Source organism: Alteriqipengyuania flavescens (assembly GCF_030406725.1).
GTDB classification, from domain to species: domain Bacteria; phylum Pseudomonadota; class Alphaproteobacteria; order Sphingomonadales; family Sphingomonadaceae; genus Alteriqipengyuania_B; species Alteriqipengyuania_B flavescens.
Genome location: NZ_CP129107.1, coordinates 2,283,876 through 2,302,812, shown reverse-complemented (window position 1 = coordinate 2,302,812; position 18,937 = coordinate 2,283,876). Strand labels below are relative to the sequence as shown.

The window sequence follows — 18,937 nt, the reverse complement described above, 5'->3', positions numbered from 1 at the left end:
GTTCCATGAACGGGAATAAGCAATGACCAAGACAGTCTACACCTTCGGCGGAAACGCGCCCCTTTCGGACGAGCGCCAGAAGGACAAGACCGTCACCGGCGGCAAGGGCGCGAACCTGGCGGAAATGGCCAGCATCGGGCTGCCGGTGCCTCCAGGCTTCACCATCACCACCGAAGAATCGGTCCGCTACCTCAACGAAGGCGCCCTTCGACAGGCTCAGGACGATCGGGCGTTCGGCGACCGGCTGCGCAGCGACGTGGCCGAGGCGCTGGCCCATGTGGAGCGCACCGTCGGCAAGCGGTTCGGCGATGCGGCGGACCCGCTGCTGGTCTCCGTCCGCTCCGGCGCGCGGGTGTCGATGCCGGGCATGATGGACACCGTCCTCAACCTCGGCCTCAACGACGAGACGGTGGAGGGGCTTGCCGCCACCAGCGGGGACGAGCGGTTCGCCTGGGACAGCTATCGCCGCTTCATCCAGATGTATTCCGATGTTGTCATGGGCCTGGACCACGGCCTGTTCGAAGAGGCGCTGGAAATCGCCAAGGAAGACCAGGGCTTCTACTCCGACACCGAAATGACCGCCGGGGACTGGAAGGCGCTGGTTGGCGAGTTCAAGACCATCGTCGCCCGTGAGCACGACACGCCGTTTCCGCAAGACCCGCAAGAACAGCTGTGGGGTGCAATCGCCGCCGTTTTCGAAAGCTGGGATGCGGAACGCGCCAAGGTCTACCGCCGGCTGAACGGCATCCCCGCCGACTGGGGCACGGCGGTGAACGTACAGGCAATGGTGTTCGGCAACATGGGCGACACCAGCGCCACCGGCGTTGCCTTCACCCGCGACCCGGCGACGGGCGAGCGCGCCTATTACGGCGAATTCCTGATCAACGCGCAGGGCGAGGACGTGGTCGCCGGCATCCGCACGCCGCAGTACCTGACGAAGGCCGCGCGCGAGGCGGCAGGGGCCAAACCGCTCAGCATGGAAGAGGCGATGCCCGATGCCTATGCCGAGCTTGCGCGCGTGTTCGACCTGCTGGAGCGCCACTACAAGGACATGCAGGACATCGAATTCACCGTGCAGGACGGCACGCTGTGGATGCTGCAGACCCGCACCGGCAAGCGCACCGCGAAGGCAGCGCTGAAAATGGCGGTCGACATGGTCGGCGAAGGGCTGATCGACGAACGGACGGCGGTGAAGCGGATCGATCCCATGGCCCTCGACCAGCTGCTGCACCCCACGCTTGATCCCGATGCCCGGCGCGACGTGCTGACGACCGGCCTTCCTGCCTCTCCCGGTGCGGCGAGCGGGGTGATCGTGCTCGACGCCGATACGGCGGAACAGCGCGCGGGGAAGGGCGACAAGGTCATCCTGGTGCGCGTCGAAACAAGCCCCGAAGACATTCACGGCATGCATGCGGCGCAGGGCATCCTGACGGCGCGCGGCGGGATGACGAGCCATGCGGCCGTGGTGGCGCGCGGCATGGGCCGCCCGTGCGTGTCGGGTGCGAGCGGCGTGTCGATCGACATGGCGGCGCGGACGCTCAGGATCGGCGGACGCGAGCTCAAGGAAGGCGACCACATCACGCTGGACGGGGCGAACGGGCAGGTGATGGCCGGCGAAGTGGCGACCATCGAGCCCGAGCTGATGGGCGATTTCGGCACGATCATGGACTGGGCCGACAGCCATCGTCGGATGCGCGTGCGCGCCAACGCGGAAACCCCCGCGGACTGTCGCAGGGCGCGCCAGTTCGGCGCGGAAGGCATCGGCCTTTGCCGGACGGAGCACATGTTCTTCGACGCCGCACGCATCAGCGCGGTCCGGCAGATGATCCTCGCCGACAGCGAGGCCGGGCGGCGACAGGCGCTCGCCAAGCTCCTTCCCGAACAGCGCAGCGACTTTGCCGGCATCTTCGAGGAAATGGCAGGCCTGCCGGTCACCATCCGCCTGCTCGACCCCCCGCTGCACGAATTCCTCCCCTCCGCCGATGCGGAATTCGAGGAGCTTGCCGAAGCGACCGGACTGGAAGTTGACCATCTGAAGCGGCGCGCCGCCGAACTGCACGAATTCAACCCCATGCTCGGCCATCGCGGCTGCCGGCTCGGCGTGACCTATCCCGAAATCTACGAGATGCAGGCGCGGGCGATCTTCGAGGCGGCATGCGACGTTGCCGCCGCCAGCGAGGCACCGCTGCCCGAAGTGATGATCCCGCTGGTCGCCACACGCCGCGAACTGGCGCTTATGCGTGCGCTGGTCGACCGTGTTGCGAGGGAGGTGTTCGCGGAAAAGGGACGCGAGGTCGCCTATCTCGTCGGAACGATGATCGAATTGCCGCGCGCCGCGCTGAGGGCCGGGGAAATCGCCGAAGAGGGCGAATTCTTCAGCTTCGGCACCAACGACCTCACCCAGACCACGCTGGGCGTCAGCCGCGACGACGCGTCGAGCTTCCTCGGCGCCTATGTCGACAAGGGTATCTACCCGCGCGACCCTTTCGTCAGCCTCGATGTGGAGGGTGTGGGAGAACTGGTTGCACTGGCCGCGGAGCGGGGTCGGGCGACCCGAGGTGACATCAAGCTCGGCATCTGCGGGGAGCACGGCGGCGATCCGGCAAGCATTGCGTTCTGCGAAGGCCAGCGGCTCGATTACGTATCGGCCAGCCCCTATCGCGTGCCAATTGCGCGGCTTGCCGCGGCGCAGGCGGCGCTCGGCTAGGCCCTTTGGGTCAGGATTTGCGCCACCCGCTAAGGGTCAGGATCTCGAAGCGTTCGGCCAGCTTGCCGTCAGGATCGGCCAGCGCCACAAACTCGGCCTGTGCCCGGGCGAGGGCAGGGCGGCCGAGCATCGGCGCCCGGTCGGCGAGCGCGGCGGAGAGGCCCTGCGCGCGCAAGTCCGCCACCAGGCCGAGCAGGGTGGAAAAGCGCACGTCCAGCGCATGGCTGTCGACCACCGGATCGGCAAAGCCCGCCCGCTGCAGCAGCTCCGCCCCGGCGCGCGTGTCGACCATCGGGTGCATCCGCGCCGCGGGCCGCTCGGGCTCCGCCGCCAGCATGATGCGCCGTAACTTGGCAAGGCTGCCGGCGGCGGGGAAGCAGGCGATCATGAGGCCACCGGGCGCCAGCGTCGCGCGCAGATGAACCAGCGCGCCCGGCAGGTCGTTGACGGTGTCGAGCGTGCACAGCGATACGGCGAGGTCGAAACCGCCTTCGGGATAGGGTTGCTCCTCCTGCAAGGGGACTTCGGCCAACACAGGATCCGTAGCGGTGACGGCGAACCCTTGCCCCGCCAGCGCCCGGCCGAGGTCGCCGGTCCAGTCGCCGACCACCAGCGCCCGACCGGGCTCGATGCGAAGGAAGGCAAGCCGTTCGAGCACATCCTCGACCATCTCGCCGATCAGGTAACGCGGGGCATCGGTGCGGGCCTGCAGCGCGGCCATGCGGCGCCGAATCGCGGCGCGGCGGACAGGATCGAAGATGCGGGGCGGGGTAGTGGCCATGACACCGGCGGATGCCCCGCTGCGCTGCGGAAGACAAGGCTTGCCACACGAGAGCGAAGCAGGCCAGATGGGCCGATGCAGGTGCTGAGGCCCATCGGCGACGCGCTGAAACCGGTGGTCGACCTTGTCTATCCGCCGCGCTGCCCGCTGTGCGGTGCTGCGATCGGGGAGCAGGGCGGACTGTGCCAGCCTTGCTGGGGCGAGCTTGCGATACCCGGCGATCCGAATTGCACATCCTGCCAGCGACCGTTGGGGCACGGCGCGCAGGATGGGATGACCTGCGCCGTCTGTCTGACCTATCCGCCCCGGCATGACGGCATCGCGGCCGCCACGCTCTACAATGATGCCTCGCGCAAGCTGGTGCTCGCCTTCAAGCACGGCAAGCGGATCGCCCTGTCGCGGCTTATGGCCCGGCTGATGCTGCGCCGGCTTGGGGCATTGTCGGAAGACACGCTGCTGGCGCCTGTCCCGCTCCACCGCGTCCGCCTGTGGCAACGCGGCTTCAACCAGTCCGCCCTGCTGGCACGCGAGATCGAGCGCATGAGCGGCGCCTCGCTCGCTCTCGACGCATTGCGACGGACACGGCCAACGCCCTCGCTGGGCGGGCTATCCAGGAAGCAGCGGGCAAAAGCACTGCAGGGAGCGATCATCGTGGCGCCGAATTGGGCGGCGCGACTCAAGGACCGCGATGTCGTGCTCGTCGACGATGTGCTGACGAGCGGCGCGACGACAGAGGCTTGCGTTCGCGCGCTCAAGAAAGCGGGCGCGCGTCGGGTGACGATTGCCTGCTTCGCCCGCGTCCTCGACGAGGCCTTGCCCCATGCCGAGCCCGTACCGCCGCCGATGTGACTGGCAGAAAAAGAAGCGCCCGGGACAAGGCCCGGGCGCAACGTGACGAATCTTTATTGACCCGCTGTATCAGCGTGGCGACCACCCCCTATGATCGCCGGGCCAGATCCCTCATTGTGGCGCGGCATAGAATGCCGCTGCCTTCTCCCCCTGAACCCTGTTCGGGCCCTCAGTGGACGCCCCTCTCGAAACGATGAGGCGGTTCTTCCACGCGTCGGCGAAAAGCCAAAGCGGCAAAGAGATCGGGCTTCGATTTTGCGACGACGCTGTTGTTATCGTGCAACAAGACGCTACGGCAGCGAAACAGGAGAATACGCATGACGACGGACAGCGACGACAGGGAGCAGGGCAGCAAATTCATGCCCAAGTTCGGGGCCGACGGACTGGTAACCGCAATTGTTCAGGCGGCTGGTTCCGGTGAAATCCTGATGGTCGCGCACATGAATGCAGACGCGATTGCTGCCACTCGTGAAAGCGGCATGGCCACCTTCTGGTCGCGTTCCAGACAGGAATTGTGGTGCAAGGGAGAGACGTCGGGCAACACCATGAAGGTGCGGGAGATGCGGGTGGACTGCGACCAGGATGCGTTGCTGCTGATCGTCGAGCCCGCCGGCCCCGCCTGCCATACCGGTTCGACCAGCTGTTTCTATCGCCGGCTGGAAGACGGCGCTCTCCGAAAGGTGAGGTCTTGACGCTTACGTAAAGGATAGCTAGAAAGGCTGCATGGCAAGCAGCGTTGCAAAACTCCATCCGCATGGCCGCGCCCATCTCGAACGCCCTGACGCGAGCGGGCGCGAGAATTATGCGATCTCCGACCTGACGAGCGAATTCGACGTCACCGCGCGTGCGCTCCGCTTTTACGAGGACGAAGGCCTTATCGCCCCGCAGCGGGTGGGCCTGACGCGCATCTATTCGAAGCGCGACCGCGCGCGGCTGGCATGGATCATGCGGGCCAAGAACGTGGGCTTCAGCCTCGGCGAAATCCGCGAACTGATCGACCTGTACGATCTCGGCGACGGCCGCGTCGAACAGCGCCGCGTCACCGTGGAACGCTGCACCGACAAAATCGAGAAGCTTAAGCGCCAGCGCGAGGACATCGATTCCTCGATCGCCGAACTGACCGAATTCGTTTCCACCATCGAAGCGCTCGACCTCCCGCAGAAACGCGACTGAGGCTAGGGCTTTTCGAACCCCCCGACTACTGACTTCTTTCCAGGAGCCGATTGATGCCGACTTATACCGCCCCGACCCGCGACACGCGTTTCCTGATGCACGACGTGCTTGGCCTCGAAAACTACATCAACCTGCCGGGTTTTGAAGGCGCGACCCCCGACCTCGTCGACGCGATCCTCGACGAAGCGGGCAAGTTCACGTCCAACGTGCTCGCGCCGCTCAACCGGGTCGGTGACGAGGAAGGCTGCACCCGGCACGAGGACGGCTCCGTCACCACGCCGACCGGCTTCAAGGATGCCTTCGACCAGTTCCGCGAGGCAGGCTGGGGCACGCTCACCGCTCCGGAAGAATTCGGCGGGCAGGCCTTGCCGCACGTGATCGGCTTCGCGATCGAGGAATTCATCTCCAGCGCCAACCAGGCGTTCGGCATGTACCCCGGTCTCACCACCGGCGCGATCAATGCAATCCTTGCCAAAGGCAGCCAGGAACAGAAGGAAAAATACCTTCCCAAGATGGTCGCGGGCGAGTGGCTCGGCACCATGAACCTGACCGAACCACATTGCGGTACCGACCTCGGCATGATCCGCACCAAGGCGGAACCGCAGGCCGATGGCAGCTATGCCATCACCGGCACTAAGATCTTCATCTCCGCAGGCGAGCACGACCTTACCGAAAACATCATCCATCTGGTGCTGGCGAAAACGCCGGACGCGCCGGACAGTTCGAAGGGCATTTCGCTTTTCATCGTGCCCAAGTTCCTCATCAACGACGACGGTTCGCTGGGCGATCGCAACGGCGTCGTTTGCGGGTCCATCGAGCACAAGATGGGCATCCACGGCAATTCGACCTGCGTCCTCAATTACGACAACGCCAAGGGCTGGATGGTCGGCGAGGAGAACAAGGGCCTCGCCGCCATGTTCATCATGATGAACGCCGCCCGCCTTGGCGTCGGCGTGCAGGGCCTGTCGCAGGCAGAAGTCAGCTACCAGAACGCGGTCACCTACGCGACCGACCGCCGCCAGGGCCGCGCGCTGACCGGTCCGGCCGATCCGCAGGAAAAGGCCGATCCGATCATCGTCCATCCCGACGTGCGCCGGATGCTGATGGACGCCAAGGCCTTCAACGAGGGTATGCGGGCGCTGATCCTGTGGGGCGCGCTGCAACAGGACCTCAGCCACAAGGCGCAGTCCGAAGAAGAGCGGCAGGCTGCCGACGACCTCATCAGCCTGATGACCCCGGTCATCAAGGGCTACGGCACCGACAAGGGCTATGAAGTCACCACCAACATGCAGCAGGTCTACGGCGGCCACGGCTACATCGCAGAATGGGGCATGGAACAGTTCGTCCGCGATGCACGCATCGCGCAGATCTACGAAGGCACGAACGGCATCCAGGCGATGGACCTGTGCGGTCGCAAGCTGGGCCAGAACGGCGGCCGGGCGATCCAGGCGTGGTTCAAGTTCGTGGGCGAGGAGATCGCCAAGGGCAAGGAAGACGAAAAGCTCGCTCCGCTGGCAGAGGCGCTGGAAAAGGCGCTGGGCCAGCAGCAGGCGGCAACCATGTGGTTTATGCAGAACGCGATGCAGAACCCCAACCACCTGGGCGCCGGTGCGCACCACTACATGCACATCATGGGCATCGTGGCGCTCGGCACCATGTGGCTGAAGATGGCCGGCGTGGCGCAGGTCAAGATTGCCGAAGGCGGCGATGATGCGGCGTTCTACCAGAACAAGCTGGTAACCGCCCGCTACTTCACCGAACGCTACCTGCCCGATGCAGGCGCCCTGCGCCGCAAGATCGAGGCCGGCAGCGAAGCGATGATGGAACTGGCCGAAGACGCCTTTGCCACCGCCGCCTGATAACGGCGACAAACAGTGAAAAGGCCGGCCCCGGTGACGGGAGCCGGCCTTTTTCGTTTCGCCCAGTAGTTATTCGGGCAGGAAGTCCGGCACCGAAAGGTAGCGCTCGCCCGTGTCGTAATTGAACCCGAGCACACGGCTACTGGCGGGTAAGTCCGGCAGTTTCTGTGCGATCGCGGCCAGTGTCGCGCCGCTCGAAATGCCGATGAGCATGCCTTCCTCACGCGCGGCGCGGCGAGCCATCTCTTTCGCGTCTTCGGGATCGACCTGGATAGCACCGTCGATGGACTGGGTGTGCAGGTTCTCCGGAATGAATCCCGCGCCGATGCCCTGGATCGGGTGCGGGCCCGGCTGGCCGCCGCTGATGACGGGCGAGCCCTGCGGTTCGACGGCGTAGGCCTTCATGTCCGGCCAGACCTTCTTCATCTCTTCCGCGCAACCCGTGATGTGGCCGCCGGTACCCACGCCGGTGATCATCACGTCGATCGGCGCATCGCGGAAATCCTCGATGATCTCCTGCGCGGTGGTGCGGGTGTGCACCTTGTAATTGCTTTCGTTGTCGAACTGGCTCGGCATCCACGCACCGTCCGTCTGCTCGACCAGCTCGCTCGCACGCTCGATGGCGCCCTTCATGCCCTTTTCCTTCGGCGTCAGGTCGAAGCTTGCGCCATAGGCGAGCATCAGTCGGCGACGTTCGATGCTCATGCTTTCGGGCATGACGAGCACGAGTTTATAGCCCTTGACCGCGGCGACCATCGCGAGGCCGATGCCGGTGTTGCCGCTGGTGGGCTCTATGATCGTGCCGCCCGGCTTCAGATGGCCTGAATTTTCCGCATCCTCGACCATGGCGAGGGCGATGCGGTCCTTGATCGATCCGCCGGGATTGGCGCGTTCGCTCTTCACCCAGACCTCGTGGTCCGGAAACATCCGGCTAAGGCGGATGTGCGGGGTGCCGCCGATGGTGGCGAGAATGGTGTCGGCTTTCATGGCAGTTGCTCCTGCTTTGTTTCCGTTTCGGTCTGCTCTTGCAACGCATCGGGCGGGTCGAAGGTCCGCGTCGTTCGCAGCACCGGGAACACCCAGGCCCACAAGGCCACGGTGAGAATTGCGCCGGCGCCGCCGGTAACGACTGCGGCGATGGGGCCGATGATGAAGGCGAGCGTACCGGAGAAGAAATCGCCGAACTCGTTGGATGCGCTGATTGTCAGCAGCGAAACCGCGGAGACCCGGCCGCGCTTTTCGTCGGGCGTGTGCAGCTGGATCAGCGACTGGCGGATATAGACGCTGAACATGTCCGCCGCGCCGACGACGAACAGCAGCGCAAGGCTGAGCGGCATGGAGCGCGAGAAGCCGAAGCCGATGGTGGCCAGCCCGAATACCGCCACTGCTATCAGCATCTTGGGCCCCACGTTCGTCTTCAGCGGGCGGAACGAAAAGAACAGCGCGGTTATCGCTGCACCGGCAGCGGGTGCGGCGGCCAGCTGGCTGAGGCCCGTCGCGCCGACTTGCAGGATGTCACGGGCGAATACCGGAAACAGCGCGGTCGCCCCGGCCAGGAAGACCGCGAACAGGTCGAGCGTAATGGCGCCCAGCACCATCTTGTTCCGGACCACGTATTTGAGACCATCGACGACTTGCCCGATCGGCCTCTGCGCGCCGGCAATCGGCGTGCGCGGTACGTGGCCGATGAAGCCGAGCGATAGCAGCGCGATCGCGAACAGCGCGAAGGCCGCCACATAGGGCATCGCCGGGTCGACGACGTAGAGATACCCGCCGATGGCAGGACCCACGATCATCCCGCTCTGCCAAGCGATGGAGGACAGGGCGATCGCGGTCGGGAGGATTTCCTTCGGCACCAGGTTGGGGGCGAGGGCGGACAGGGCAGGGCCGTTGAAGGCGCGCGCGATGCCGAGGAACACCGCGATACCGAACAGCCACGGAATACTGATGAGGTCGAACCACGACAGCGCGGCCAGGCTGCCCGCACACACCATCTGCAGGGCAATGGTCATTTGAGCCACGCCGCGCCGGTTGAGGCGATCGGCGGCGAGGCCCGAGAACGGCGTCAGCACGAACAGCGGCAGGAATTGCAGAAGGCCGATCAGGGCCAGCTGTCCCGATGCCGCGCCCACGTCCATGCCGCCGTCGCGGGCGAGGTTATAGGTTTGCCATCCGATGATCAGCAGCATGGCGTATTGCGCCAGCGTCATCGAAAGCCGCGCTACCCAGTAGGCGCGGAAATTACCTATGCGGAATGGGGAAGGCCTGGCGCTCACCTGCGCGCCATGGCACCGCGCCGGGCGCTTGTGAAGTCGCCGCCGCTATCGGGCGGCGAAGGAACGCTTGTCAGCGCCGGCGGCGCAGGCGCGGGTTGGGCTGGACCGTCTTGATCATCATGTTGAAATCGTCGAGCCGCAGGATGCGTTCGAACTGGAAGCCGGAGCGTTCGCCCGCAATCCAGATGCAGTGAGCCTCGATCCGGCCGATATCCGGCAGGCGGATCACCACGCGGTCGCCTCTGTCGATATCGGCGGCACCATCGATCATGAAACCGTGGGCCGAGATGTTGGTGATATGCAGCTGCATATCGCCCTTGGCGCGATGCTCCCCGATGACCGGAAAGTCCACCGGATGACGCGTGGAACGGCGCTGGTCCGTTACCGAAAGTTGTGCTCCTGCCGACACTGTCTGCTCCCCGTACAAATGGCTGGGGATGGACTATGCAGCAGATTGCCTGCCAAACGGTAAATTGCGGGGAAACCGTCCGGTAAGAGGACTTACGCGCCGCGCAGGATGCCGTGCTTCTTCTTGCCGAGGCTGAGGCGAGCCGTTTTACCGCTGCTCAGCGTCACCTGGTGTCGCGGATCGGAAACCTTCTCGTCGTCGAGCTTCACCGCGCCTTCCGCGACCTTGCGCTTCGCCTCGCCGTTGGAGACGGTGAAGCCGAGCGCTGTGCACGCAGCGACGATCGGCATGCCTTCGGGCGGCACGGTCGCTTCGGGCAGGTCGTCACCCATTCCGCCGCCGGCAAATGTTTGCGCCGCGGTTTGCGCAGCGCCCACGGCAGAGTCGCGGCCGCGCACCAGTGCCGTCACCTCGTTGGCGAGCGTCTCCTTGGCGACGTTGATCTCGCTGCCTTCCAGCGCCTCCAGTTGGGCGATCTCGTCCAGCGGGAGGTCGGTGAACAGGCGCAGGAAGCGGCCTACGTCGCGGTCGTCCACGTTGCGCCAGTATTGCCAGAAATCGTAAGCCGGGAGCTGCTTCTCATTGAGCCACACGGCGCCCGATGCGGTCTTGCCCATCTTGGCCCCGTCGGCAGTTGTAAGCAGCGGCGTCGTCAGGCCGAACAGCTCGCGGCTTTCCATCCGGCGGCCGAGATCCATCCCGTTGACGATATTGCCCCACTGGTCGCTGCCACCCATCTGCAAGCGACATTCGTAGCGGCGTGCCAGTTCGACGAAGTCGTACGCCTGCAGGATCATGTAATTGAACTCGAGGAAAGTCAGCGGCTGTTCCCGGTCGAGCCGCAGCTTCACCGAATCGAACGTCAGCATCCGGTTGACCGTGAAATACGGCCCGACATCGCGGAGCAGTTCGATATAGCCGAGTTCGCTGAGCCACTCGTCGTTGTTGACCATCACGGCATCGGTCGGCCCGTCCCCGAAAGTCAGAAGCCGTTCGAATACGGTGCGGATGCCGGCAATGTTCGCGTCGATATCCGCCGCGGTCAGCATCTTGCGGCTTTCGTCCTTGCCGCTGGGATCGCCGATCTTGGTCGTCCCGCCGCCCATCACCACGATCGGCTTGTGCCCGGTTTGCTGGAGCCGGCGCAGCATCATGATCTGCACCAGGCTGCCGATATGGAGCGACGGCGCGGTGGCGTCGAAGCCGATATAGCCCGGCACCACCTGTTTTGCCGCGAGCGCATCGAGGGCGTCCGCGTCGGTTGTCTGGTGGATATATCCGCGCCCTTCTAGGACGCGCATCAGGTCGGAGGTGTAGCTGCTCATGGCGCGGCCTCTAGCAACGAACGCGGCTGTTCCCAAGCGCCCAGTCTTGCCTTGCGGGCGGGCGCGCTTGCAGCGATAGGATGGGGGGATGCACCAGCTTGTCCTCCACCCAGACTGCACCGCCGGACCGATCCGTTCGATCTCGGCCCAAATCCATCCCACCGAGAGAGGTTGCGAGGCCGTGTTCCGTGTCGAAGGCGACATGGACGCTATCGTCATACCGCAAAAAACAGCGCCGGAGAGGATGGACAACCTCTGGAAGACGACCTGTTTCGAAATTTTCTGGCAGCCGGAAGGCGACAGCTATTACCGCGAGTTCAACCTGTCCCCCTCGCTGCGGTGGGCGTGCTACGATTTCGACGATTTCCGCCTGAATTCCCACGATGCCCCCGTGGAACAGATCGAGCAGACCTGCACCCACGATGCACATTCGCTCGAACTGACCGCCAGCGTCGATAGCGCCCTGCCGCTGCCCGCCAGCGTGGCGCTGAACGCGATCATCGAAACGAAGGAAGGCGACCTGCAATTCTGGGCGCTGGCTTTCGCGGACGGCAAGCCCGAGTTCCACAGCGAAGTCTGCCGCGCATTGAACCTGGCAGGCCGCCTGTGAGCGCGCTGTTCGGTATCGACGTCCTGCTGGCCAATCCGGCGCTGCTTGAGCAATTGCGGGGCAAGCGAGTTGCTCTCGTCGCTCACCCGGCCTCGGTTACTGCGGACCTGACGCACAGCCTCGATGCATTGATCGCCGCCGGAGTGAACGTCACCAGCGCCTTCGGCCCCCAGCACGGGCTGAAGGGCGACAAGCAGGACAACATGGTCGAAACGGCGGACGAGACCGATCCGCAATACGGCATCCCGATCTTCTCGCTTTACGGCGATGTGCGCCGCCCGACCGGGCAGATGATGTCGAGCGCCGATGTTTTCCTGTTCGACCTACAGGACCTCGGCTGCCGCATCTACACCTTCGTCACCACGCTCCTCTACTTGCTGGAAGAGGCGGCTATGCACGGCAAAACCGTGTGGGTGCTCGACCGTCCGAACCCCGCAGGTCGTCCGGTGGAAGGCACCTTGCTGGTGCCCGGCCACGAAAGCTTCGTCGGTGCGGCACCGATGCCGATGCGACACGGGCTGACGATGGGCGAGATGGGCCAATGGTTCATCCATCACTTCGACCTCGACGTCGATTACCGCGTCGTGGGGATGCAGGGCTACGAGCCTGATGGGACAGGCCACGGCTGGCCCGTCGGCCGCATCTGGATCAACCCCAGCCCCAACGCCGCCAGCCTCAACATGGCGCGCGCTTATGCGGGGACGGTGATGATCGAAGGCGCGACGCTGAGCGAGGGGAGGGGCACGACCCGTCCGCTGGAAGTGCTGTTCGGCGCGCCAGACCTCGATGCGAAGGCGGTGCTCGCCGAGATGGAGCGGATTGCGCCCGAATGGCTCGCCGGCTGCGCGCTGCGCGATTGCTGGTTCGAGCCGACCTTCCACAAGCACGCCGGCGAATTGTGCAATGCGCTGATGATCCATGCCGAAGGGGCATTCTACGATCACGAGGCGTTCCGGCCGTGGCGGCTGCAGGCGCTGGCTTTCAAGGCCATCCGCACCCTCCATCCCGACTATCCGATCTGGCGCGGGCGCGAATTCAAATACGAATACACGCAGGACACGCTGGCGATCGATGTGATCAACGGCGGGCCGTCCCTGCGCGAGTGGGTGGACGATCCCGCCAGCACGCCCGCCGACCTCGACGCGATGGCGGCGAAGGACGAGGCCGCGTGGCGCGACCAGGTCACCGACTTGCTGCTGTATTGAGGAGACGACTATGAATCGCCGCGATTTCGCCAAGCTGGCCGGTCTGGGTGCCGTCGCCGCCGCCACGCCGGTGGGCCTTTCCGCGCGGCAGAGCGATGCGCTGCCCAAGCTGGCCGCCAACGCGCAGCCGATTACGCCCGAAGAACGCGCTATGCGCATCCAGCGCGCCGCTGTGCTGATGCGGGCGAACGATATCGACGCGGTGCTGATCGAGGCGGGCTCGAGCCTGACCTATTTCACCGGCGTGCGCTGGTGGCGCAGCGAGCGGCTGACGGGCGCCGTGCTGACGCGAGAGGGCGAATGCGTGGTCACAACGCCATTTTTCGAAGAGCCTTCGGTGCGCGAATCGCTCGCTATCGAGGCCGAGGTCGCGACGTGGGAAGAGCATGAAGACCCGCTCGCCAAGGTGGCCGCGTGGCTGGCGACGCGCGGGCTCGACAAGGGCAAGGTCGGAATCGAGGAAACGGTTCGCTATTTCGCGGTGGGCGGTCTTGCCGCCGCGATGCCGGACGCCCGGATCGTCAGCGCCAATCCGGTCGTGCGCGGATGCCGCATGTTCAAGTCGCCTGCCGAGCTCGCCTTGATGCAGGTCGCCAACGACATCACGCAGGCCGCCTATCGCGACGTTATCCCCCGCATCGAGGCGGGCATGACGCCGTCCGATATCGGCGGGATGATCAATGCCGCAACGCGCCAGATGGGCGGCTCGCCGGAATTCGCCCTCGTCCTTCTCGGAGAAGCGAGCGCCTATCCCCACGGCACCGGCATGCCGCAGAAAGTGCGCCCGGGCGAGGTCGTGCTGATGGATTGCGGCTGCAACGTCCACGGCTACCAGTCCGACATTTCCCGCACGATGGTGTTCGGCGAAGCCACGCCCAAACAGCGCCTCGTGTGGTCGCAGATGCGCAAGGGTCAGGACGTCGCCTTCGAAGCGGCGCAGCTGGGGCGGAGCGCCGGCGAGGTCGACGATGCGGTGCGCGCCTATTACGAAAGGTTGGGCTACGGCCCCGACTACAAGCTTCCCGGTACATCGCACCGCACCGGCCACGGCATCGGGCTGGACGGGCACGAACCGATCAATCTTGTCCGCGGCGAGGAAACGGCGTTGGCGCCCGGAATGTGCTTCTCGAACGAGCCCGGCATCTATCTGCCCGGCGAATTCGGCATCCGGCTGGAAGACTGCTTCACCATGACCGAGAGCGGGCCGCGCTGGTCCACGACCCCGCCGAATTCGATCGACGATCCGGCGGGCTGAGCGGGCGGACAGGCTGGACCAGGGCCACCAGCACGAAACTGATCAACATCAGCAGGAACCAGCTGCCGAGCTTCGAAAGGCCGACCAACTCCCAACCCGCTTCCTGTCCTGGATAATTCCACGCATTGGCGAAGGTCGCGATGTTTTCGGCAAACCAGATGAACACCGCGACGAGGAACTGGCCCACGATCAGCGGCATCCAGCGATAGGTCCGCCACACGCGGAAGTGGATGCGCGTGCGCCCGAAGACCAGCAGCGTCGCCGCGAAAAGTATGTATCTGATGTCCACCGTCCAGTGGTGGGCGAAGAAATTGATATAGACCGCCGCGGCCAGAAGCCAGGTGATCCAAGGCGGCGGATAGCGGGTGAAGCGGAAATCGAAGATCCGCCATATCCGCGCGATATAGCTGCCGACGGCCGCGTACATGAAACCGGAAAACAGCGGCACCGCGCCGATGCGGAGCAGGCTTTCCTCCGGATAGATCCACGATCCCGCGGCGGTCTTGAACAGCTCCATCACAGTGCCGACCACGTGGAAGATCAGGATCACCGCCGCTTCTCGCAGGGTTTCGAGCCGCAGCAGCAGCATGCCCGCCTGGATCGCTATCGCCGCAAGGGTCAGGAAGTCGTACCGATGCAGCGGCGCATCGTCCGGGTAGAAGAAATGCGTCGCCAGCAGCAGGGCCAGCAGCAAACCGCCAAACAGGCAGGCCCAGCCTTGCTTGATACCGAACAGCAGGAATTCATAGACCCACGCGCGCCAGCCCGGCCGCGGTTCGAACGCCTCCAGCTGTGCGCGGACGCGGTGGAAACGGCTGTGGCTGACGGTGGGGCCGCCCGGCCTATCCGTGCTTACGGCTCAGCTCCCGCATCGCATCCTCCAGCCCGTCCAGCGTCAGCGGATACATCCGGTCGTTGACCAGTTCCTTCAGCATCCTGGTGCTTTGCGAATAGCTCCACTGCTTTTCGGGCACCGGGTTGAGCCAGACTGTTGCGGGATAGGTGTTGGTTACCCGCTGCATCCACGCAGCGCCCGGCTCCTCGTTGAAATGTTCCACGCTGCCGCCTGCGTGGGTTATCTCGTACGGGCTCATCGCCGCATCGCCGACGAAGATGATCTTGTAGTCGTGGCCGAACTTGTGGAGCACGTCCCATGTCGGCGTGCGCTCCTGCCAGCGCCGCCGGTTGTCCTTCCACACACCCTCATAAAGGCAGTTGTGAAAGTAGAAGAACTCCATGTTCTTGAACTCGGCCGTGGCGGCGCTGAAGAGCTCCTCCACCAGCTTGATGAAGGGGTCCATCGACCCGCCGACGTCGAGAAACAGGAGCAGCTTTACGGCATTGTGGCGCTCCGGCCGCATTTGGATGTCGAGCCAACCCTGCTTCGCCGTCCCGTCGATGGTCGCGTCGATGTCGAGCTCGTCCGGGGAGCCTTCCCGCGCGAAACGGCGCAGGCGGCGCAGCGCCACCTTGATGTTCCGTGTGCCCAGCTCCTTCGTGTTGTCGAGGTTCTGGAACTCGCGCTTCTCCCACACCTTGATGGCGCGCTTGTGCTTGCTTTCGCCGCCGATGCGCACGCCTTCGGGGTTGTAGCCGGAGTTGCCGAACGGACTGGTGCCGCCGGTGCCGATCCACTTGTTGCCGCCCTGATGGCGCTTCTGCTGTTCCTCGAGCCGCTTCTTCAGCGTCTCCATGATCTCGTCCCAGTCGCCCAGCGCCTTGATCTTGGCCATCTCTTCTTCGGAAAGATACTTCTCGGCGATCGTCTTCAGCCATTCTTCGGGCACATCGACCTGCTCCTGCCCGTAGTCTGTCAGGATCCCCTTGAAGACCTTGTTGAAGACCTGGTCGAAGCGGTCCAGCAGCCCCTCGTCCTTCACGAATGTCGCGCGGCTTAGGTAGTAGAACGCCTCGGGAGACTGCTCGATCACGTCGCGCTCCAGCGCTTCCAGCAGCACCAGGTGTTCCTTCGGCGTTACCGCGATGCCGGCACTGCGCAATTCGTCCATGAAGTTGTAGAACATCGGCTGCAAAACTCTCCGTGACGGGATGCGAAAATTTACCGGACGGTAACCACGTGCGCATACACGCTGCAAGCACACACAGGGGTGCGCACGGAATGGAATATAGCAAGATAACGCCTGCGGGCCAGCACGAGCTGGACGAGCAGCTAAGGTCCGCAGTGGATGGCGCTGTTCGCCCGGCGTTCGACGAGGCCATGCTTGCCCGCGTGCCGGCCAGCTGCGGCGAGGTCGCGGTCGGCTGTTCCGACGTCGCCGGCGTAATCGGCAAGGTCATCCAGAGCTCCGAAAGACTGCGCAACGAACACGCCGAGCTGCTGGGTACGGTGGCCGAGCTCGAGGCGGACCAGCAGAAGGTCACCCAAGCGAGCGACGAAGCCCGCCTGCTGTCTGAACGCGCGATTTCCCGGCTGGGGGAAGGGACCAGCCTGATCCGGTCGTCGCTCGACCAGGTTGGACATTTGCTCGAGCTCGTTGAAACCCTGTCGCAGCACGTCACCGGATTCGCGGCGGCGATGGACCAGGTGAAGAACAGCTCGCAGAACATCAACGAGATCGCCGAGACCACCAATATCCTCGCGCTCAATGCCACTATCGAGGCAATGCGCGCGGGCGAGGCCGGCCGCGCCTTTGCCGTGGTCGCCAACGAAGTGAAGAAACTCGCCGGTGACACGCGCACCGCGACGAACGAAATTTCGCACACGATCGAGGCGCTGGAATCCGAAGCCAAGTCCGTGATCGCGAAGATCGAAGACGGTGCCAAGGCCAGCGAGAATGCGAAATCCTCCATCGCCAGCATCGACCAGACGATCAGTGGCGTCGCCGAACTGGTCGAGGAAGTCGACAAGCAGAACGACCAAATCGCCCGCGCCACCGGCACGATCAGCGACCATGTCGGCAAGGTGCAGCACGTGCTGGAAACCTTCGACGCCGCCGCGATCGAGAACGAAAGCAAGCTCGTCAATTCGCAAAGCCGGATGGAAGAGCTGGAGCTGACGGCGAGCGAAATGTTCGACACCATCGTCAAGGCCGGCCTGTCGCCCGAAGACAGCGAAATGGTGGCCAAGGCGCAGGATGTTACGAAGCAGCTTGCCGACCGGGTCGAGCAGGCCATCGCGTCCGGCGAGATCAGCGAGGCGGACGTGTTCGACAACGATTACCTGCCCGTGCCGGGCAGCAATCCGCAGCGCTACCGCACGCGCTTTTCCGACTGGACCGACAAGAACTGGCGCCCCGTGCTCGACCGCGTGACCGAAGAGGATGCGCGCATCCCGATGTGCTCGCTGACGGACATGAAGGGCTTCCTGCCGACCCATGTTAGCGACAAGTCGCGCGCGCCCACCGGCGACATCGCTCACGACACGAAGCACTCCCGCAACGGCCTCATTCTGCTCGGCCCGATCGACCGCAAGGCAAAGGAAAGCCGCGCGCCGTACATGATGGCCGTCTATCGCCAGGACGGCGACGGCAAGGATTACATGGTGGTGCGCAACGTGTTCGTGCCGCTGTTCGTGAACGGCCGCCGCTGGGGTGACTTCGAAATACCCTACATCATCGACGACAAGCGCTGATCGCCGAGGCGCGTCAACTCTGGCGGCGCGACATGAAGGCGAGACGTTCGAACAGCATCACGTCCTGCTCGTTCTTCAGCAGCGCGCCGTGCAGCGGCGGGATCGCTTTCGATGGATCGCGGTCCTGCAGCACTTCCAGCGGCATGTCCTCGTTCATCAGCAGCTTCAGCCAGTCGAGCAATTCGCTGGTCGAGGGCTTCTTCTTCAGGCCCGGGACGTCGCGCACCTCGTAGAAGATATCCATCGCCTTCTTGACCAGCGTCTTCTGGATATCGGGGAAGTGGACGCCGATGATTTCCTGCATCGTCTCCCGGTCGGGAAATTTGATATAGTGGAAGAAGCAGCGGCGCAGGAATGCGTCAGGCAATTCCTTCTCATTGTTCGAGGTGATGACTACGATCGGCCGTTCCTTCGCCTCGATCCGCTGCTGCGTTTCGTAGACGTCGAAGCTCATCCGGTCGAGTTCCTGCAGCAGGTCGTTCGGAAACTCGATGTCGGCCTTGTCGATCTCGTCGATCAGCAGCACGGGCAGCTTCTCGCTGGTAAAGGCTTCCCACAGCTTGCCGCGCTTGATGTAATTCGAAATGTCGTGGACGCGCTCGTCGCCCAGTTGTCCGTCGCGCAGGCGGGCGACCGCATCGTATTCGTACAAGCCCTGCTGCGCCTTGGTGGTGGACTTCACGTTCCATTCAATCAACGGGGCATCCAGCGCCTTGGAAATCTCGTGCGCCAGCACCGTCTTGCCGGTGCCGGGTTCGCCCTTGACCAACAGCGGGCGGCGCAGCAGCACCGCCGCATTGACCGCGACCTTGAGATCATCGGTCGCAATATAGTTGCTGGTGCCGTCGAAACGCTGGTCGGTCATGGAATCCTCGAACGAGTTAATCGTGCGGTTA

17 protein-coding genes are annotated in these 18,937 nt (G+C 64.4%); 9 read left to right on the top strand and 8 right to left on the bottom strand.

Annotated elements, in window-relative coordinates; genetic code table 11:
- Positions 1-22 precede the first annotated feature (22 nt).
- A complete protein-coding gene (gene ppdK, locus QQW98_RS11780) occupies positions 23-2,707 on the top strand; it encodes a pyruvate, phosphate dikinase (RefSeq protein WP_290135132.1) in 2,685 nt (894 codons plus the stop codon).
- 10 nt (positions 2,708-2,717) lie between these two features.
- Here the strand turns inward: ppdK and QQW98_RS11775 are convergent, their stop codons facing one another.
- A complete protein-coding gene (locus QQW98_RS11775) occupies positions 2,718-3,488 on the bottom strand; it encodes a class I SAM-dependent methyltransferase (protein WP_290137059.1) in 771 nt (256 codons plus the stop codon).
- Between the two features lie 75 nt (positions 3,489-3,563).
- Here QQW98_RS11775 and QQW98_RS11770 point away from each other — a divergent pair, with 75 nt between their 5' ends.
- The 4 genes from QQW98_RS11770 to QQW98_RS11755 all read left to right on the top strand — a co-directional run bounded on the left by QQW98_RS11770 (position 3,564) and on the right by QQW98_RS11755 (position 7,369).
- Positions 3,564-4,337: a ComF family protein gene (locus QQW98_RS11770; RefSeq protein WP_290135130.1), complete on the top strand. Its 774-nt coding sequence runs from the start codon at positions 3,564-3,566 to the stop codon at positions 4,335-4,337.
- 317 nt (positions 4,338-4,654) lie between these two features.
- Positions 4,655-5,029, top strand: coding sequence for a phosphoribosyl-AMP cyclohydrolase (gene hisI, locus QQW98_RS11765; protein ID WP_290135129.1), 375 nt, complete (start codon positions 4,655-4,657; stop codon positions 5,027-5,029).
- 31 nt (positions 5,030-5,060) lie between these two features.
- Positions 5,061-5,510 carry a MerR family transcriptional regulator gene (locus QQW98_RS11760; RefSeq protein WP_290135128.1) on the top strand — a complete coding sequence of 150 codons (450 nt, stop codon included), beginning with the start codon at positions 5,061-5,063 and terminating at the stop codon, positions 5,508-5,510.
- A gap of 53 nt (positions 5,511-5,563) precedes the next feature.
- Positions 5,564-7,369, top strand: coding sequence for an acyl-CoA dehydrogenase C-terminal domain-containing protein (locus QQW98_RS11755; protein WP_290135127.1), 1,806 nt, complete (start codon positions 5,564-5,566; stop codon positions 7,367-7,369).
- Between the two features lie 69 nt (positions 7,370-7,438).
- Here QQW98_RS11755 and cysK read toward each other — a convergent pair whose 3' ends face one another.
- From cysK to tyrS, 4 genes are all read right to left on the bottom strand, one after another.
- Positions 7,439-8,356 carry a cysteine synthase A gene (gene cysK, locus QQW98_RS11750; protein WP_290135126.1) on the bottom strand — a complete coding sequence of 306 codons (918 nt, stop codon included), beginning with the start codon at positions 8,354-8,356 and terminating at the stop codon, positions 7,439-7,441.
- On the bottom strand, positions 8,353-9,645 hold the full coding sequence (locus QQW98_RS11745) for an MFS transporter (RefSeq protein ID WP_290135125.1): 1,293 nt from the start codon (positions 9,643-9,645) through the stop codon (positions 8,353-8,355). Before QQW98_RS11745 ends, cysK begins: the two co-directional genes overlap by 4 nt.
- Positions 9,646-9,715: 70 nt before the next feature.
- A complete protein-coding gene (locus QQW98_RS11740) occupies positions 9,716-10,054 on the bottom strand; it encodes a PilZ domain-containing protein (RefSeq protein ID WP_290135124.1) in 339 nt (112 codons plus the stop codon).
- A gap of 92 nt (positions 10,055-10,146) precedes the next feature.
- Complete coding sequence (tyrS, locus tag QQW98_RS11735) at positions 10,147-11,379, bottom strand: tyrosine--tRNA ligase (protein WP_290135123.1); 1,233 nt, start codon at positions 11,377-11,379, stop codon at positions 10,147-10,149.
- An 88-nt stretch (positions 11,380-11,467) separates the two neighbouring features.
- Here tyrS and QQW98_RS11730 point away from each other — a divergent pair, with 88 nt between their 5' ends.
- Genes QQW98_RS11730 through QQW98_RS11720 form a run of 3 tightly spaced genes read left to right on the top strand, consistent with a single transcriptional unit; the run spans position 11,468 to position 14,449 of the window.
- Positions 11,468-11,989, top strand: coding sequence for a DOMON domain-containing protein (locus QQW98_RS11730; RefSeq protein ID WP_290135122.1), 522 nt, complete (start codon positions 11,468-11,470; stop codon positions 11,987-11,989).
- Positions 11,986-13,194, top strand: a complete 1,209-nt coding sequence (locus QQW98_RS11725) for an exo-beta-N-acetylmuramidase NamZ family protein (protein ID WP_290135121.1) — start codon at positions 11,986-11,988, stop codon at positions 13,192-13,194. Before QQW98_RS11730 ends, QQW98_RS11725 begins: the two co-directional genes overlap by 4 nt.
- Before the next feature lie 10 nt (positions 13,195-13,204).
- Positions 13,205-14,449 carry a M24 family metallopeptidase gene (locus tag QQW98_RS11720; RefSeq protein WP_290135120.1) on the top strand — a complete coding sequence of 415 codons (1,245 nt, stop codon included), beginning with the start codon at positions 13,205-13,207 and terminating at the stop codon, positions 14,447-14,449.
- Here the strand turns inward: QQW98_RS11720 and QQW98_RS11715 are convergent.
- The gene (locus tag QQW98_RS11715; protein ID WP_290136935.1) at positions 14,379-15,239 is read right to left on the bottom strand and encodes a DUF817 domain-containing protein; all 861 of its coding nucleotides are present in this window, start codon (positions 15,237-15,239) and stop codon (positions 14,379-14,381) included. The genes QQW98_RS11720 and QQW98_RS11715 overlap by 71 nt on opposite strands.
- A gap of 52 nt (positions 15,240-15,291) precedes the next feature.
- Positions 15,292-16,473: a vWA domain-containing protein gene (locus QQW98_RS11710; RefSeq protein WP_290135119.1), complete on the bottom strand. Its 1,182-nt coding sequence runs from the start codon at positions 16,471-16,473 to the stop codon at positions 15,292-15,294.
- A gap of 95 nt (positions 16,474-16,568) precedes the next feature.
- On the opposite strand from QQW98_RS11710, the gene QQW98_RS11705 reads away from it, so the two are divergent.
- Entirely contained in the window at positions 16,569-18,041 is a 1,473-nt protein-coding gene (locus tag QQW98_RS11705; protein ID WP_290135118.1) for a methyl-accepting chemotaxis protein, read from the top strand.
- Positions 18,042-18,054: 13 nt separating this feature from the next.
- Here QQW98_RS11705 and QQW98_RS11700 read toward each other — a convergent pair whose 3' ends face one another.
- Positions 18,055-18,906, bottom strand: a complete 852-nt coding sequence (locus QQW98_RS11700) for an AAA family ATPase (RefSeq protein WP_290135117.1) — start codon at positions 18,904-18,906, stop codon at positions 18,055-18,057.
- Between the last annotated feature and the right edge of the window lie 31 nt (positions 18,907-18,937).

Bases quoted from the DNA above. Each gene is read 5' to 3' on its own strand.
- ppdK (WP_290135132.1), top strand. From the start codon at position 23: ATGACCAAGACAGTCTACACCTTCGGCGGAAACGCGCCCCTTTCGGAC.
- QQW98_RS11775 (WP_290137059.1), bottom strand. From the start codon at position 3,488: ATGGCCACTACCCCGCCCCGCATCTTCGATCCTGTCCGCCGCGCCGCG.
- QQW98_RS11770 (WP_290135130.1), top strand. From the start codon at position 3,564: ATGCAGGTGCTGAGGCCCATCGGCGACGCGCTGAAACCGGTGGTCGAC.
- hisI (WP_290135129.1), top strand. From the start codon at position 4,655: ATGACGACGGACAGCGACGACAGGGAGCAGGGCAGCAAATTCATGCCC.
- QQW98_RS11760 (WP_290135128.1), top strand. From the start codon at position 5,061: ATGGCAAGCAGCGTTGCAAAACTCCATCCGCATGGCCGCGCCCATCTC.
- QQW98_RS11755 (WP_290135127.1), top strand. From the start codon at position 5,564: ATGCCGACTTATACCGCCCCGACCCGCGACACGCGTTTCCTGATGCAC.
- cysK (WP_290135126.1), bottom strand. From the start codon at position 8,356: ATGAAAGCCGACACCATTCTCGCCACCATCGGCGGCACCCCGCACATC.
- tyrS (WP_290135123.1), bottom strand. From the start codon at position 11,379: ATGAGCAGCTACACCTCCGACCTGATGCGCGTCCTAGAAGGGCGCGGA.
- QQW98_RS11730 (WP_290135122.1), top strand. From the start codon at position 11,468: ATGCACCAGCTTGTCCTCCACCCAGACTGCACCGCCGGACCGATCCGT.
- QQW98_RS11720 (WP_290135120.1), top strand. From the start codon at position 13,205: ATGAATCGCCGCGATTTCGCCAAGCTGGCCGGTCTGGGTGCCGTCGCC.
- QQW98_RS11710 (WP_290135119.1), bottom strand. From the start codon at position 16,473: ATGTTCTACAACTTCATGGACGAATTGCGCAGTGCCGGCATCGCGGTA.
- QQW98_RS11705 (WP_290135118.1), top strand. From the start codon at position 16,569: ATGGAATATAGCAAGATAACGCCTGCGGGCCAGCACGAGCTGGACGAG.
- QQW98_RS11700 (WP_290135117.1), bottom strand. From the start codon at position 18,906: ATGACCGACCAGCGTTTCGACGGCACCAGCAACTATATTGCGACCGAT.